12 protein-coding genes, 1 tRNA gene and 1 pseudogene are annotated in these 16,427 nt (G+C 66.5%); 1 reads left to right on the top strand and 13 read right to left on the bottom strand.

Annotation, left to right across the window (positions count from 1 at the left end; translation table 11 throughout):
* Positions 1–46: 46 nt before the first annotated feature.
* Positions 47–580 carry a helix-turn-helix domain-containing protein gene (locus MKK67_RS02835; protein ID WP_243962130.1) on the top strand — a complete coding sequence of 178 codons (534 nt, stop codon included), beginning with the start codon at positions 47–49 and terminating at the stop codon, positions 578–580.
* 234 nt (positions 581–814) lie between these two features.
* Here MKK67_RS02835 and rpoC read toward each other — a convergent pair whose 3' ends face one another.
* From rpoC to tuf, 13 genes and pseudogenes are all read right to left on the bottom strand, one after another.
* Positions 815–5,023, bottom strand: coding sequence for a DNA-directed RNA polymerase subunit beta' (gene rpoC, locus MKK67_RS02840; protein WP_243962131.1), 4,209 nt, complete (start codon positions 5,021–5,023; stop codon positions 815–817).
* A 173-nt stretch (positions 5,024–5,196) separates the two neighbouring features.
* Positions 5,197–9,321 carry a DNA-directed RNA polymerase subunit beta gene (gene rpoB / locus MKK67_RS02845; RefSeq protein WP_243962132.1) on the bottom strand — a complete coding sequence of 1,375 codons (4,125 nt, stop codon included), beginning with the start codon at positions 9,319–9,321 and terminating at the stop codon, positions 5,197–5,199.
* A 245-nt stretch (positions 9,322–9,566) separates the two neighbouring features.
* Positions 9,567–9,944: a 50S ribosomal protein L7/L12 gene (gene rplL / locus MKK67_RS02850; RefSeq protein ID WP_243962133.1), complete on the bottom strand. Its 378-nt coding sequence runs from the start codon at positions 9,942–9,944 to the stop codon at positions 9,567–9,569.
* A 49-nt stretch (positions 9,945–9,993) separates the two neighbouring features.
* Positions 9,994–10,512, bottom strand: a complete 519-nt coding sequence (gene rplJ, locus MKK67_RS02855; RefSeq protein WP_007566048.1) for a 50S ribosomal protein L10 — start codon at positions 10,510–10,512, stop codon at positions 9,994–9,996.
* Between the two features lie 521 nt (positions 10,513–11,033).
* Positions 11,034–11,351: a type II toxin-antitoxin system RelE/ParE family toxin gene (locus MKK67_RS02860; RefSeq protein WP_243962134.1), complete on the bottom strand. Its 318-nt coding sequence runs from the start codon at positions 11,349–11,351 to the stop codon at positions 11,034–11,036.
* Positions 11,338–11,610, bottom strand: a complete 273-nt coding sequence (locus MKK67_RS02865) for a type II toxin-antitoxin system ParD family antitoxin (protein ID WP_243962135.1) — start codon at positions 11,608–11,610, stop codon at positions 11,338–11,340. The genes MKK67_RS02860 and MKK67_RS02865 overlap by 14 nt, the downstream gene beginning before the upstream one ends.
* 38 nt (positions 11,611–11,648) lie before the next feature.
* Entirely contained in the window at positions 11,649–13,292 is a 1,644-nt protein-coding gene (locus MKK67_RS02870; protein WP_243962136.1) for a B12-binding domain-containing radical SAM protein, read from the bottom strand.
* Between the two features lie 249 nt (positions 13,293–13,541).
* Entirely contained in the window at positions 13,542–14,240 is a 699-nt protein-coding gene (rplA, locus tag MKK67_RS02875) for a 50S ribosomal protein L1 (protein ID WP_058194670.1), read from the bottom strand.
* Between the two features lie 11 nt (positions 14,241–14,251).
* The gene (gene rplK, locus MKK67_RS02880; protein WP_243962137.1) at positions 14,252–14,701 is read right to left on the bottom strand and encodes a 50S ribosomal protein L11; all 450 of its coding nucleotides are present in this window, start codon (positions 14,699–14,701) and stop codon (positions 14,252–14,254) included.
* Between the two features lie 223 nt (positions 14,702–14,924).
* Positions 14,925–15,458 (bottom strand): transcription termination/antitermination protein NusG, encoded by a 534-nt coding sequence (gene nusG, locus MKK67_RS02885; RefSeq protein WP_007566056.1) that lies wholly within the window; start codon positions 15,456–15,458, stop codon positions 14,925–14,927.
* 55 nt (positions 15,459–15,513) lie between these two features.
* Positions 15,514–15,810, bottom strand: coding sequence for a preprotein translocase subunit SecE (secE, locus tag MKK67_RS02890; RefSeq protein ID WP_007566058.1), 297 nt, complete (start codon positions 15,808–15,810; stop codon positions 15,514–15,516).
* A 184-nt stretch (positions 15,811–15,994) separates the two neighbouring features.
* Positions 15,995–16,071, bottom strand: a tRNA-Trp gene (locus MKK67_RS02895).
* A gap of 213 nt (positions 16,072–16,284) precedes the next feature.
* Positions 16,285–16,427: pseudogene (gene tuf, locus MKK67_RS02900) on the bottom strand (elongation factor Tu); the annotation flags it as partial.

The following is a 16,427-nucleotide window of genomic DNA, read 5'->3' on the forward strand; positions in this document are numbered from 1 at the left end:
AGGCATAAAGGTTGCCCGCCCGCTGGGCAAGCGGCATGGTTCCGCCATGTCGATCCTCGCTGGCCGTATCCGGGCCTTCCGCCACCGCCGCGGCCTGACCCTCGAAGCGCTGGCCGCCGCCGCCGGCATCCATAAAGGACATCTGTCCCGCATCGAGCGGGGCGAGAAGGCGCCCTCCGTCGGGACCCTGGAGGCGATCGCCCGCGCGCTGGGCGCCCAGATGGCCGAGCTGTTCGGCGAATCGGCCGGGGCCGCCGACCTGGTGGTGGTGCGGCGGGAGGACCGCGCCGTGGTCCAGGACCCGAGCTACGGGGTGCAGGCCCTCGTGCCCGGTGCCGCCGGCCGGGCCGGGGCGCTGTACATCGTCGAGCCAGGCGACGCGTTTCTCACCCAGGATCGGCCGAGCCATGGCGGCCAGGAGATCGCCTACGTGCTGGAGGGCGAGGTCGAGCTGGCGGTGGCGGACCGCCTCATCGCGCTGAGAGCAGGCGATTGCGCCACCTACGATGCCGGCCTGCCGCATCGGCTGCGCCGGCTCGCCGGGCGCAAGGCCGCCGTGCTGGTCTTCGTGGCCGGCTGAGATTCCATCCAAAAAGAAACCGGGTTTCCAAAGGGCTTGCAGCCCTTTGGCGGGGTTCGGGGACGGAGTTCCCGAGAACAGCAGGGCTCTGCCCTGCACCCGCAAAAGGTCGCCGACCTTTTGAAACCAGAACGTTTGGAGTGTCACCGCACGCGACCCGACATGACCGCCCGCCGGCAAAAGAAAAGGGCGGCCCGGAGGCCGCCCTTTCCAGCATTCACGCTCCCGATCCGATCACTCGGCGGCGGGCGGCAAGCCTTCCATCGGATCCACGGCGCTGCCGGCCTGCTTCTGCTGCAGGATCATCGCGTCGCGACGGCGCGCCACGGCGCGGATGTCGGCCACCATCGAACCGGTACCCGCCGGGATGAGCGAGCCGACGATGACGTTCTCCTTGAGGCCTTCCAGATGGTCGACCTTGCCGTTGACCGCGGCCTCGGTGAGCACCCGGGTCGTCTCCTGGAACGAGGCCGCCGAGATGAACGACTTCGTCTGCAGGGACGCCTTGGTGATGCCGAGCAGGACCGGCACGCCCTGGATCGGCTTCTTGCCCTCGGCAAGCAGCTTCTCGTTGAACTCGGTCAGCTCCGTACGGTCGATCTGGTCACCCGCGAGGATGTCCGAATCACCACCGTCGGTGACTTCGACCTTCTGCAGCATCTGCCGGACGATCACCTCGATGTGCTTGTCGTTGATCGACACTCCCTGCAGCCGGTAGACCTCCTGGATCTCGTTGACGAGGTAGGCCGCGAGTTCCTCCACGCCCTTGATCGCCAGGATGTCGTGCGGCGCCGGGTTTCCGTCGACGATGTAGTCGCCGAGTTCTACCACGTCGCCGTCCTGCAGGTGGATGTGCTTGCCCTTCGGGATCAAGTACTCCACCGCCTCGGAGCCGTCATGCGGCGTCAGCGTGAGCCGACGCTTGTTCTTGTAGTCGCGGCCGAACGCGATGGTGCCCGACTTCTCGGCGATGATCGCCGCGTCCTTCGGGCGCCGTGCCTCGAACAGCTCCGCCACCCGCGGCAGACCGCCGGTGATGTCGCGGGTCTTGGCCGAGTCGGTCGAGACGCGGGCCAGGATGTCGCCGGCATTGACCTTGGCGCCGGGATCGAAGCCGATGATGGCATCGACCGGCAGGAAGTAGCGGGCGTCCGAGCCGCGCGGCAGCTTGAGCGCCTTGCCTTCCTTGTCGACCACGACCATCGCGGGCTTCAGGTCCGAGGTGCGGGCAGAACCGCGCCAATCGACGACGACGCGCTTGGCGATGCCGGTCGACTCGTCGGTGGTCTCGGTCATCGACTGGCCGTCGACCAGGTCCTCGTAGGCCACGATACCGTCGACCTCGGTGAGGATCGGACGGGTGTAGGGGTCCCACTCGGCGATCCGCTGGCCGCGCTTGATCTTGTCGCCCTCGTCGACCCGGAGCTTGGCGCCGTATTGCAGGCGGTGGACCGCCCGCTCGACCCCGTCGGAGCCGACGATGACCACGGCCACGTTCCGGCCGGTGGCGATCAGGTCCCCGTCCGAGTTCTTGGCGATGGCCCGGTTGCGGACCTTGATCGTGCCCTCGAAGCTCGACTCGATGAACGACGAGTCGGCGATCTGGGCGGCACCACCGATGTGGAAGGTGCGCATCGTGAGCTGGGTGCCCGGCTCGCCGATCGACTGCGCCGCGATGACGCCGACCGCCTCGCCCATGTTGACGGGCGTGCCGCGGGCGAGATCGCGCCCGTAGCAGGTGGCGCAGACGCCGCTCCGGGTGGCGCAGACCAGCACGGAGCGGATCTTCACCTCCTGGATCCCGGCCGCCTGGATGGCGGGCAGGTGCTTCTCCTCGATGGTCTCGCCGGTCTTCACGATCACCGTGCCGTCGGCCGAGACCAGATCCTCGGCGGTGGCACGGCCGAGGATGCGGGTGGCCAGCGTCGCCACGACCTGGCCGGCATCCACGATGGCGCGCATCTTGATGCCGTTGGTCGTGCCGCAATCCACCTCGCGGATCACGGCGTCCTGGGCCACGTCGACGAGGCGGCGGGTCAGGTAGCCGGAGTTGGCGGTCTTCAGGGCGGTGTCGGCGAGGCCCTTACGGGCGCCGTGCGTGGAGTTGAAGTACTCCAGCACGTCCAGACCTTCCTTGAAGTTCGAGATGATCGGCGTCTCGATGATCTCGCCCGAAGGCTTGGCCATCAGGCCGCGCATGGCGGCGAGCTGCTTCATCTGGGCGGGCGAACCACGGGCGCCCGAGTGGCTCATCATGTAGATCGAGTTGACCTGCTTGTCGGCGCCGTTCTCGTCCTTCTGGACGCTCGAGATGCGGTTCATCATCTCGGCGGCCAGCTTGTCCGAGCACTTGGCCCAGGCGTCGACGACCTTGTTGTACTTCTCGCCCTGGGTGATCAGGCCGTCGTTGTACTGCTGCTCGTAGTCCTTCACGAGCGTGCGCGTGGTGTCGACGATCGACCACTTGTTGTCCGGCACGACCATGTCGTCCTTGCCGAACGAGATGCCGGCCTTGAACGCGTGGTTGAAGCCGAGCGCCATGATCCGATCACAGAAGATCACCGACTCCTTCTGACCGCAGTGGCGGTAGACGGTGTCGATCATCGCCGAGATCTCCTTCTTGGTCATCAGCTTGTTGACGACGTCGAAGGGAACCTTGGCGTGCTTCGGCAGCGCGCCGGACAGGATCACCCGGCCGGGGGTGGTGTCGTAGGTCTTGGTCAGCGGCTCGCCATCCGGGCCGATGCCGTTCCAGCGCCACCGGATCTTGGTGTGCAGCGACACGGTCTTGGCCGCGAGCGCGTGCTCCAGTTCGCCCATGTCGCCGAAGACGCCCTGCATCGGGTTCTTCGGGTTGTCGGGATTGAACGCGCCCTTGGAGCCGTCGGCCACGATGGACAGGTAGTAGAGGCCGAGCACGATATCCTGCGACGGCACGATGATCGGCTGACCATTGGCCGGGTGCAGGATGTTGTTGGTCGACATCATCAGGACGCGCGCTTCCAGCTGCGCCTCGAGCGACAGCGGGACGTGCACGGCCATCTGGTCGCCGTCGAAGTCGGCGTTGAACGCGGCGCAGACCAGCGGGTGCAGCTGGATCGCCTTACCCTCGATCAGCTTCGGCTCGAAGGCCTGGATGCCGAGGCGGTGGAGCGTCGGCGCGCGGTTCAGCATCACCGGGTGCTCGCGGATCACCTCATCGAGGATGTCCCAGACCTCCGGCTTTTCTTTTTCAACGAGCTTCTTCGCCTGCTTCACTGTCGCGGAGAAGCCCTTGGCGTCCAGCCGCGCGTAGATGAACGGCTTGAACAACTCCAGCGCCATCTTCTTCGGCAGGCCGCACTGGTGCAGCTTCAGCTCGGGGCCGACCACGATGACCGAACGGCCGGAATAGTCGACGCGCTTGCCGAGCAGGTTCTGGCGGAACCGGCCCTGCTTGCCCTTGAGCATGTCGGCGAGCGACTTCAGCGGACGCTTGTTGGCACCCGTGATGACGCGGCCGCGGCGGCCGTTGTCAAACAGCGCGTCGACGGCCTCCTGCAACATCCGCTTCTCGTTGCGGATGATGATGTCGGGCGCGCGCAGCTCGATCAGCCGCTTCAGGCGGTTGTTGCGGTTGATGACGCGGCGGTAGAGGTCGTTCAGGTCGGAGGTCGCGAAGCGGCCGCCATCCAGCGGGACCAGCGGGCGCAGGTCCGGCGGGATCACCGGGACGACGGTGAGGATCATCCACTCCGGCTTGTTGCCGGACATCTGGAACGCCTCGATGATCTTGAGGCGCTTCAGGAGCTTCTTCGGCTTCAGCTCGGATGTGGTGACCGCGATCTCCTCGCGCAGATCGTTGGCGATCTTGTCGAGGTCGAGTTCCTGCAGGATGCGCCGGATGGCCTCGGCGCCGATCATGGCGGTGAACGAGTCCTCGCCGTACTCCTCCTGGGCGCGCAGGTACTCCTCCTCCGAGAGGAGCTGGCGCTCCTTCAGGGGGGTGAGGCCCGGCTCGATGACGCAGTAGGACTCGAAGTACAGGATGCGCTCGAGGTCCTTGAGCGCCATGTCGAGCAGCAGGCCGATGCGCGAGGGCAGCGACTTCAGGAACCAGATATGCGCGACCGGGGCGGCCAGCTCGATATGGCCCATGCGGTCGCGCCGGACGCGCGCGAGGGTGACCTCGACGCCGCACTTCTCACAGATGACGCCCTTGTACTTCATGCGCTTGTACTTGCCGCACAAGCACTCGTAATCCTTGATCGGCCCGAAGATGCGCGCGCAGAACAGGCCGTCGCGCTCGGGCTTGAAGGTCCGGTAGTTGATGGTCTCCGGCTTCTTGATCTCGCCGTACGACCAGGAGAGGATCTTCTCCGGAGACGAGATCGAAATCTTGATCTGATCGAAGCTGACCGGCGTGGCCTGCTGGTTGAAAAGGTTCATGACCTCTTGGTTCATGATCCGCTCCTTGTTGACGCCGGTGGCCCCGCGCCGGGCCCCCGTGTCCTGAAAAAGATCCGGCGCCGCGCCCTGCTCAGGCGCCGCTGGCCGTCGTCACCCCGGAGGCCCCGCCCCTCCCCGCTCGACCGTGGCGGCTCGATGCCGCCACGGGAGGTGTTGTCGCGACCCCGCTACTCGGCGGCGTCGGCCGGCGGCTCCAGCTGATCGTTCGCGGCCTTCTTGGAGGACGTCAGCTCGACGTTGAGGCCGAGCGAGCGCATCTCCTTGACGAGCACGTTGAACGATTCGGGGATGCCGGCCTCGAAGGTGTCGTCCCCGCGGACGATCGCCTCGTAGACCTTGGTGCGGCCGGCCACGTCGTCCGACTTCACCGTGAGCATCTCCTGCAGCGTGTAGGCCGCGCCGTAGGCCTCCAGCGCCCAGACCTCCATCTCGCCGAAGCGCTGACCGCCGAACTGCGCCTTGCCGCCCAGCGGCTGCTGGGTGACGAGCGAGTACGGACCGATCGACCGGGCGTGGATCTTGTCGTCCACCAAGTGGTGCAGCTTCAGCATGTAGATGTAGCCCATCGTCACCTTGCGGTCGAAGGGCTCGCCGGAGCGGCCATCGTAGAGCGTCGACTGCGCCGAGCGGTCGAGACCGGCCATCTCGAGCATCTGCTCGATGTCGGCCTCCTTGGCGCCGTTGAACACCGGCGTCGCCATCGGCACGCCGCGACGGACGTTGTTGCCGGCCTCGGCCAGCTCCTCGTCGGTCAGGCCGTCGAGCTCGCCCGGCGAGTAGATCGCCTCCATCTCCTGACGCAGCGGCGCGATGTCGTGCGACTTAAGATAGGCATCCACCGCCTTCGAGACCTTGCGACCCAGGCCCGCGGCCGCCCAGCCCAGATGGGTCTCTAGGATCTGGCCGACGTTCATGCGCGAGGGCACGCCCAGCGGGTTGAGCACGATGTCGGCATGGGTCCCGTCTTCCAGGAACGGCATGTCCTCGATCGGCACGATCCGCGACACGACACCCTTGTTGCCGTGACGGCCGGCCATCTTGTCGCCCGGCTGGATCTTGCGCTTCACCGCCACGAAGACCTTGACCATCTTCATGACGCCGGGGGGCAGCTCGTCGCCGCGCTGCAGCTTCTCGACCTTGTCGAGGAAGCGCTGCTCGAGGCGCTTCTTCGACTCGTCGTACTGCTTCTGCATCGCCTCCATCTCGGTCATGAGACGGTCTTCGATGACGGCGAACTGCCACCATTGCGAGCGCGGGTAGTCGTTGATCAGCTCACGGGTGAGCGTGGTGTCCTTCTTGAAGCCCTTCGGGCCGGCCACCGGCGCCTGGCCGATCAGCACGTCCGCCAGGCGGGCGTAGGTGTTGCGGTCGAGGATCGCCTGCTCGTCGTCGCGGTCCTTGGCGAGCCGCTCGATCTCCTCGCGCTCGATCGCCTGGGCGCGCTCGTCCTTGTCGACGCCGTGCCGGTTGAACACGCGGACCTCGACGATCGTGCCGGTGACGCCCGGCGGCACCCGCAGGGAGGTGTCGCGCACGTCCGAGGCCTTCTCGCCGAAGATGGCGCGCAGGAGCTTCTCCTCCGGCGTCATCGGGCTCTCGCCCTTCGGGGTGATCTTGCCGACCAGGATGTCGCCGGCATTCACCTCGGCACCGATATAGACGATGCCGGCCTCGTCGAGGTTCTTGAGCGCTTCCTCGGAGACGTTCGGGATATCGCGGGTGATTTCCTCCGGCCCGAGCTTGGTGTCGCGGGCCATCACCTCGAACTCCTCGATGTGGATCGAGGTGAACACGTCATCCTTCACGATCCGCTCGGAGAGCAGGATCGAGTCTTCGAAGTTGTAGCCGTTCCACGGCATGAACGCGACGAGCACGTTCCGGCCCAGCGCCAGCTCGCCGAATTCCGTCGACGGACCGTCGGCGATGATCTCGCCCTTCTTTACCGGCTCGCCGACGCGGACCAGAGGCTTCTGCGTGATGCAGGTCGACTGGTTGGAGCGCTGGAACTTCTGCAGGCGGTAGATGTCGACGCCCGGCTTGGTGGCGTCAGCCTCTTCGGTGGCCCGGATGACGATACGGGTGGCGTCCACCTGATCGACGATGCCGGACCGGCGCGCCGCGATGGCCGCGCCGGAATCGCGGGCAACGACCGCTTCCATGCCGGTACCGACGAACGGCGCATCGGCCCGCACCAGCGGCACGGCCTGCCGCTGCATGTTCGAGCCCATGAGGGCGCGGTTGGCGTCGTCGTTCTCGAGGAACGGGATCAGCGCCGCGGCCACCGAGACGAGCTGCTTGGGCGAGACGTCCATGAGATCGACGCGCTCAGGCCCCACGACGATCACGTCGCCGGCCCGGCGGCAGACCACGAGGTCTTCCGTCAGCTTTTTGTTCTCGTCCATCTGGGCGTTGGCCTGGGCGACGTAGTACTTCGCCTCCTCCATGGCCGAGAGGTAGGCGACCTCATTGGTGACCACGCCGTCGCGCACGCGGCGGAACGGGGTCTCGATGAAGCCGTACTTGTTCACCCGGGCGAAGGTCGCCAGCGAGTTGATCAGGCCGATGTTCGGGCCTTCCGGCGTCTCGATCGGGCAGATGCGGCCGTAATGGGTCGGGTGCACGTCGCGCACCTCGAACCCGGCGCGCTCGCGGGTCAGACCGCCCGGGCCAAGCGCCGAGAGGCGGCGCTTGTGCGTCACCTCGGAGAGCGGGTTGGTCTGGTCCATGAACTGCGAGAGCTGCGACGAGCCGAAGAACTCGCGCACCGCAGCCGCCGCCGGCTTGGCGTTGATCAGGTCCTGCGGCATCACCGTGTCGATATCGACCTGGCTCATGCGCTCGCGGATCGCGCGCTCCATGCGGAGCAGCCCGAGGCGGTACTGATTCTCCATCAGTTCGCCGACCGAGCGCACCCGGCGGTTGCCGAGGTGATCGATGTCGTCGATCTCGCCCTTGCCGTCGCGCAACTCGACCAGCGCCTTGACCACCGCCAGCATGTCCTCCTTGCGGAGGGTGCGGACCGTGTCGGCTGCGTCGAGGTCGAGGCGCATGTTCATCTTCACGCGGCCGACCGCGGAGAGGTCGTAGCGCTCGGAATCGAAGAACAGCGAGTGGAACATCGCTTCCGCGGTGTCGAGCGTCGGCGGCTCGCCGGGACGCATGACCCGGTAGATGTCGAACAGCGCGCCCTCGCGGTTGGAGTTCTTGTCCACCGCCAGCGTGTTGCGGATGTAGGGACCGACATTGACGTGGTCGATGTCGAGCACCGGGAGCTCGGTGATGCCGACCTCTTCCAGGCTCTTCAGGAGCTTCTCGGAGATCTCCTCGCCGGCCTCGGCCCAGATCTCGCCGGTCTCGGCGTTGACCAGATCCTCGGCGATGTACTGGCCGACCAGATCCTCGTCGGTGGCCTTGAGGAACTTGGTGCCCTTGTCGGTGATCTGACGGGCGTTGCGGGCGTTGAGCTTCTTGCCAGCCTCGAGCACGACCTCGCCGGAATCGGCGTCGATCAGGTCGACGGTGGCCTTCATGCCCTTCATCCGCTCGGGGTCGAACGGCACGCGCCACTCGGCGCCATCGCGATCGTAGACCACGCGGTTGTAGAAGGTCGCCAGGATCTCCTCGCCGTCGAGGCCGAGCGCGTAGAGCAGCGACGTCGCCGGCAGCTTGCGCTTGCGGTCGATGCGGACGTGCACGATGTCCTTGGCGTCGAACTCGACGTCGAGCCAGGAGCCGCGATACGGGATGATGCGGGCGGCGAACAGGAGCTTGCCCGAGGAGTGGGTCTTGCCCTTGTCGTGGTCGAAGAACACGCCCGGCGAGCGGTGCATCTGCGAGACGATGACGCGCTCGGTGCCGTTGACGATGAAGGTGCCGTTCTCCGTCATCAGGGGCATGTCGCCCATGTAGACGTCCTGCTCCTTGATGTCCTTGACCGACTTGGCCTGGGTGTCCGGATCGACATCGAACACGATCAGCCGCAGCGTCACCTTCAGCGGCGCCGCGAAGGTGATGCCGCGCTGGCGACACTCGTCGACATCGTATTTCGGCTGCTCGAACGTGTAGCGCACGAATTCGAGCAGGGCCGTCGAGGCGAAGTCCGAGATCGGGAACACCGACTTGAACACGCTCTGGAGGCCTTCATCGCCGCGGCCGCCCTCCGGCTCGTCGACCATGAGGAACTGATCGTAGGATGCCTTCTGAACCTCGATGAGGTTCGGCATCTCGGCGACTTCCTTGATCTTGCCGAAGAACTTCCGAATGCGCTTGCGACCGACCAGCGTGTTGGCCATGTGAACTCGCTCCATCCCGCGTGCCTCGCGCCCGGGGAAGCGTTCCCGAAAGGGACCTCCCGCGCCGGGCCGTAACGCGCGCCCCGCCGGACCGCGCCACCGAACCGAATCTCTCTAGGCTCCCGTCCGGAGCCGTCCGCCGAAGCGGCCTAAAGCCCGCGGGTGCTGCACCCGCGGGCTCCAGTCACGACAGGCCCGAAGCGGACCTCCGTGGGGCGATGGGCCGGAACCGGCCCATCGTCGACTTACTTGAGCTCGACCTTGGCGCCGGCCTTCTCGAGCTGGGCCTTGAGCTTCTCGGCCTCGTCCTTGGTGACGCTCTCCTTGACCGGCTTCGGAGCGCCCTCGACCAGGTCCTTGGCCTCCTTGAGGCCGAGGCCGGTGATCGCGCGGACCTCCTTGATCACCTCGATCTTCTTGTCGCCAGCGGCGGCAAGCACGACGGTGAACTCGGTCTGCTCCTCGACGGCGGCGGCAGCGCCACCGGCGGCCGGGCCGGCAGCGACGGCGACGGCGGCGGCAGCCGAGACGCCCCACTTCTCTTCGAGCAGCTTGGCCAGGTCGGCGGCCTCGAGAACGGTCAGCGAGGACAGGTCGTCGACGAGCTTGGCAAGATCAGCCATTTTCTATTCCTCTCAGATATCGGTTCGAACGAATGGTTTTTGAAGGGCCTCAGGCGGCCTCGTCCTTGGTGGCATAGGCCCCGAACACGCGGGCGAGCTTGGCCGCCGGCGCATTGACGACCTGGGCGATCTTGGTCGCGGGCGCCTGTACGAGGCCCACGATCTTGGCGCGCAGTTCGTCGAGGGACGGGAGCGAGGCGAGAGCCTTCACGCCGTCCGGGTTCAGGGTTGTCTTCCCCATCGCGCCGCCGAGAATCACGAGCTTGTCGTTCGTCTTGGCGAAATCCACCGCGACCTTGGCGGCGGCGACCGGATCGCCCGAATAGGCGAGCAGGGTCGGGCCCTTCAGGAGCGGCTTGATGGAGGCGACGTCCGTACCATCGAGTGCGATGCCGGCGAGGCTGTTCTTGGCGACCTTCACGGTGGCGCCGGCCTGCTTCATCTGCGAGCGCAGCTTCTGCATGTCGGCGACCGTGAGGCCCTTGTAGTGGGCCACGACGACGACGGCGCTCTGATTGAACACGCCGTTGAGCGTCGAGACGAGGTCAGCTTTTGCTGTCCGGTCCACTGGGCTCTCTCCGGTTGGCGGAACCCGGTATCGGGTCCGCCGGTTGCACATGCCGCCCGGACGTGGTCTCGGCCTTCAAGAGACCGGGAACGTCCGAACGACGCTTCGCGGCCCTGTCCCCGCACGGGCCCCGGAGGGTCGTTTCGGGTGAGTTGGTTCAAACCGACACCCCTCCTCGGCGTTTGCCGAAGCGAGGTTTTTCCTAAGTTCGGTCTTCCCCGTCTGTGCAGGCTGGGCGTGGATTAAGCCGGCGAGCCGGCACCTGCAGTCTCGGACAGGACATGGCCGGACAAGGCTCCGCGGGGCTCATCACCCCCTGGATCCTGCCGGCCATTGCCACCCGGTTGCCCGGGCGACATTTCATGCGGAAACCGGCCGATTGGCCGTCTCCTTCCGTGAGGATGAAATGCGTAAGGCGCGGTGTATAGAGGCTAGCAAGCCGCCTGCCAAGAGCCGAAGCGCGACTTTTCCGCCGCAGGCAAGGGCTGGCGGGGGAGATCGGCTTGGGACGCATGTCTCCCTCACTCGCCCTCGTCAGCCTCACGAAGCAGCGCGTCGACGTCTCGCCCACGATACAGAACACGTAGGATGTCGAGACGGTTTTCGCGCAACGCATAAGCGATCACCACACGACGCTCGAACGCCACGAGCCGAAGGCCGATCCGCAGATCGTCGCGAGCCCGGCCCGCCCTCGGCATTTGGGACAGACGCTCGCAGCGTTCGCGGATCCGGCGGATGAAGGCGATCGCGCGGTCTGGGCTGTCCTGGGCTATGTGGTCGTAGAGAGCTTCGAGATCCGCAATGGCTTGCGCCTGAAGCGTGACCTTAAGCTTTGTCACCGGCCGTGACCCGGTGGGCGTGCCGATCCTCCAGTCGGTCGAAGACCACTGTTGCAGGAACGCCCGGCCGCGGATCGTCGAAGGCGGCGAGAATCGAAGTCAGAACGGCATCGCGATGCTTGAACGACTCGACGGCGAGCCGATCCTCAAGGAGGCGCAATCCCGCCGCTACGACCTCGGCCGCATCGCGGAAATGGCCGGCAGCAACCTGAGTCCGCACGAAGCGGTCGAGATCCGGGCTCAGGTCGATATCGGCCATGACGCGGCTTCCCTGCTGCCGAGGCATTCGGCCCCAGACTAGGCCGCTTCGCGCTCCGGCACCAGCTTGCGCCGCGCGTTCTCCCACCACGAGCGCCGCTGCGCATCCTCGGCCTCCGCGGCCTTGGCGGCGTAGAACGAGGCGTTGTGCTCGCCCCGCAGGGCTTCTCGGGTGAAGCGGATCAGGTGGTGGGCGACGAAGCCCATGTTGAACACCGCCTCGATCTGCCCGCGCTTCAGGGCGTAGCCCGCGGCGCTCCAGAACGGCCTGCGGTAATCCGAGAGCAGCCCGACCCGCGTAATGATGTTGAAGCCGAGGATCAGGCCGCGGCGCAGGTTCGTGAAGGTGAGCTTGCCCTTGGTCGGCGTCACGATCCGATTCGGGTAGGTGGTCTCACACTGGTGCTTGAACCGGGCGAACAGCTGCTCCGGCTCGTAGGCATGGGCAATCGCCCGGCGCCAGCTCGATACCACGGTGTCGTGCGGACGCTTGAACAGGACGTTCGATTCGAGCGCCGCGTCGTGGACCAGCCGGCCCTCGCGCTCCAGCCGGTCCCAGAGCGGGGTCTTGGGCAGGGCCTGGAGCAGGTTGATGGTCAGCACCGGGATCGCCGACTTGTCGATGAAGTCGATCAGGTTCTGCTCGGACTTGTCGCTGTCGGTATCGAGCCCCAGGATGATGCCCGAGGTGACTTCGAGCCCGTAGGAATTGAGGGTCTCGATCGCCCCGTACATCGGCACGGCGGCGTTGTGGGTCTTGTCGATGCCCTTAAGTGCGTCTTCCTCCGGCGTCTCGATGCCCACGAACACGGTCATGAAGTTGGCCTGCCGCATCAGCTCGAGGATCTCGGGCTGCTTGGCCATGTTCAGGGTCGCCTCGCAGGCGAACTGAAGCGGGTAGTTGTTCTTCTTCTGCCATTCCACGAGATGGGGCAGCATCTCGCGGGTCGCCTTGCGGTTGGCGATGAAGTTGTCGTCGACGAAATAGACCACCGCCGGATGCCCGGGCTGGCTGATGATCGCGTCGAGCTCGGCGCACATCTGCTCCGGGCTCTTCAGCCGGGGCTGGCGGCCGTAGAGCTGCGGGATGTCGCAGAACTCGCAGCGATACGGGCAGCCCGAGGAGAATTGCAGCGAGCCGATCAGGTAGCGCTTGAGCGGCGCCGCCTCGTAGGCCGGGGCCGGGAAGTCCGAGAGGGCGAGCCGCTCGGCGGTCTCGAACACCACCTGCTGGTGCGGCCGGGCGACGTCCGCGTCGAGGCGCTCGATCAGCCGGTCTGTGGCGTCGCCGATCTCGCCGACATGGAGGTAATCGAAATCCGGGTATTTCTCGCGGGCGCCGGATACCGAGGGGCCGCCCAAAGCCGCGACCTTGCCGGCCGCATGGGCGCGCCGGCCGATATCGTGGATCTGGCCCTCTTGGATGTGCATCCCGGAGACGAACACGGCGTCGGCCCAGGCGAAATCCTGGGCGGAAGCGCGCCGGATGTTCTCGTCGATAAAGCGGTACTCCCAGCTCTCCGGCATGTAGGCCGCGATCACCAGGAGCCCCTGCGGAGGCATGAACGCCTTGACGCCACCCATGAGCGGGTAGGCGTGCGAGAACGTGCCGAAGGACGGCGTGTAGGCGGGGAAGACGCACAGGATGCGTCGGCGGGTCGTGACGGAGACAGTGCTGCGCATGAGGGCTTATCTAGCACAGCCGTAGAGAATGGCGCCCCCCTTAACGGTTGAGAATGACGTGAAGGGCGGTGCTAAAGAGCCGCTACGCGGCGACTCTTCCGCTGGGTCCCGGATCACCTTCCACTCTCGTTCCAGGCGTCCGGCAAAGGGCAGCGTCTTGTCCGCAACGGGCTTTTGCACCGGGGCAACCCACAAAAAAACGCCCGGCCGTTTCCGGCCGGGCGCTTCGTAAGTGCGATGAGTCGAGGCTCAGGCGGTCAGAACCGTGCTCGGCTCAACCTTCACGCCCGGGCCCATCGTCGAGGTGACGGCGATGCGCTGGACGTAGGTTCCCTTGGCGCCTGCGGGCTTCGCCTTGGCGACCGCGTCGGCAAACGCCTTGATGTTCTCGACGAGCTTGTCGGCGTCGAACGAGACCTTGCCGACACCGGCATGGACGATGCCGGCCTTCTCGACGCGGAACTCCACCGAGCCGCCCTTGGCGCCGGCCACGGCGCTCTTCACGTCCATGGTGACGGTGCCGACCTTCGGGTTCGGCATCAGGCCGCGCGGGCCCAGCACCTTACCGAGACGGCCGACGAGCGGCATCATGTCCGGGGTGGCGATGCAGCGATCGAACTCGATCTTGCCGCTCTGGACGATCTCCAGGAGATCCTCCGCGCCGACGATGTCGGCACCCGCCGCCTTGGCGTCGTCCGCCTTGGCGCCGCGGGCGAAGACCGCCACGCGGACCGTCCGGCCGGAGCCGTTCGGCAGGTTGCAGACGCCGCGGACCATCTGGTCGGCGTGACGCGGATCGACGCCGAGGTTCATCGAGACTTCGATGGTCTCGTCGAACTTCGCGGTCGCCCGCTCCTTGACCAGCTTGATCGCCTCATCGAGCGGGTAGAGCTTGGTCACCTCGATGCCCTCGCGGGCGGCGCGGATGCGCTTTCCTTCGCGTGCCATGATGTCCTCCCTCAGGCCGTGATTTCGAGGCCCATGGCCCGGGCAGAGCCGCGGATCATGGCGACGGCCGCATCGACCGAGTCGCAATTGAGGTCGGGCATCTTCTTCTCGGCGATCTCGCGCAGCTGCGCCTCGGAGATCTTGCCGACGGAGGGGCCCTTACCGGGGGTCTTCGAGCCGGAAGCCGGCTTCTTGCCGATCTTCAGGCCGACCGCCTTCTTCAGGAAGAAGGTGACCGGCGGCTGCTTCATCTCGAAGGTGAAGGAGCGGTCCTGATACGCGGTGATGATCACCGGGATCGGGGTGCCCTTCTCCATCTGCGCGGTCTTCGCGTTGAAGGCCTTGCAGAACTCCATGATGTTGAGGCCGCGCTGACCGAGCGCGGGACCGATCGGGGGCGACGGGTTCGCCGCGCCGGCCGGGACCTGAAGCTTCACGTAGCCCGTGATCTTCTTCGCCATGGGATATCTCCCAAAACTGCGTCCGCCGCCGGGCTGCCTAAGCGCGGGCGGGTCGGACGATTGCAGGTCGCGGTGCGATCCGTGGATCCCGGAGGCGAGGCCGGGCGGATCTCCCGCGTGTGAGACCGCCTCCTAACGGGGACGGCCGCTTCGCGACCGACGCGCAGCGCCGGCCGGAAGAGCGTGGGCGGCCGAAGAACGGGCCGCCGAATTCCTTGAAGCCTCAGGCCTTCTCGACCTGGGCGTATTCCAGCTCCACCGGGGTGGCGCGGCCGAAGATCGACACAGCCACCTTGAGGCGGGAGCGGGCCTCGTCGATCTCCTCGACGGTGCCGTTGAAGCTCGCGAACGGGCCGTCGGCGACCCGGACGGTCTCGCCGATCTCGAACGCGATCGACGGCTTCGGCCGGTCGACGCCCTCGGCGACCTGGCCCTTGATCCGCTCCGCCTCGGCGTCAGGGATCGGAACCGGCTTCGACTTGTCGGCGCCGAGGAAGCCCGTGACCTTCGGGGTGTTCTTGATGAGGTGGTAGACCTCGTCGGTCAGGTCGCACTTCACTAGGACGTAGCCGGGGAAGAACTTGCGCTCGGCATCGACCTTCCGGCCGCGGCGCACCTCGACGACCTTTTCCGTCGGGACCATCACCTCGTCGAACAGCTCGGTCAGCCCGCGCTGGGCCGCCTGGTCCTTGATGGACTGCGCGACCTTGTTCTCGAAGTTCGAGTAGGCGTGGACGATGTACCAGCGCTTCGACACGGTTCCGTTCAACTCCGACAAGTCCGCGAGGTCGCCCCCGATCGATATCGCCCCCTTAGAGGCCGAGCACCAAGCCGACCACGAACCGCAGGGCCTGGTCGACCACCGTGAAGAACAGGCTCGTGACCACCACCATCACGAACACCATGATGGTGGTGATGGTGGTCTCCCGGCGGGACGGCCAGGTGACCTTGCGGGCCTCGTCGCGGACCTGGGAGAAGAACTCACCCGGGGTCACGCGCTTCTGCGGCACCTTGGCGGGCGTGGCCGGACGGGCCGGCGGCGTGTTCGCGGGACCGCGAGCCGCGCCGCGCGCCACATCCACCTTCTTGGTCGCTTCGTTCGATGCCATGGCGCCAGTGTTATTTGCGTGCGCGGGCCCGAGGCAGGGCCTGTTTCCGGGAACGCGAACATCCGGCGCTTAGGGCCTGGACGGGCCCGCACCGACGGTCGCTTCAGATCTCGGATTGCGCCCGCTCTAGCGCAACTCCGCCGGCTTGTCGACCGGGCGACCGCGCGGGGGTGAGTGAGATATCTGGCAGGAGTGGAGGGACTCGAACCCGCAACCTCCGGTTTTGGAGACCGGCGCTCTGACCAGTTGAGCTACACTCCTAGCGTCCCGCCCAATGCCCGATCGCGGCGGCGCTTGCAAGAGGTTTGCTAGGGCTATGAGAAGGCGGCGGGCTAAAAACCGGCCTCGTGCCGGCTTCGGTTCGCGATCCTGACACGACGACGCCGGCCTCCGTCGAAACGGGGACCGGCGCAGATCGATCGAACCGACGTGGTGGCCCGGCGCGTCGGCCGACGCACCGAGCCCTGCGGGATTTCAGTCGTTGATGGCGGCGACGACGCCGGCGCCGACGGTGCGGCCGCCTTCACGGATGGCGAAGCGCAGCTTCTCCTCCATGGCCACCGGCACGATCAGCGTGACGTCCATGGTCACGTTGTCGCCCGGCATCACCATCTCGG

The organism is Methylobacterium sp. J-072 (assembly GCF_022829425.1).
Taxonomy (GTDB): domain Bacteria; phylum Pseudomonadota; class Alphaproteobacteria; order Rhizobiales; family Beijerinckiaceae; genus Methylobacterium.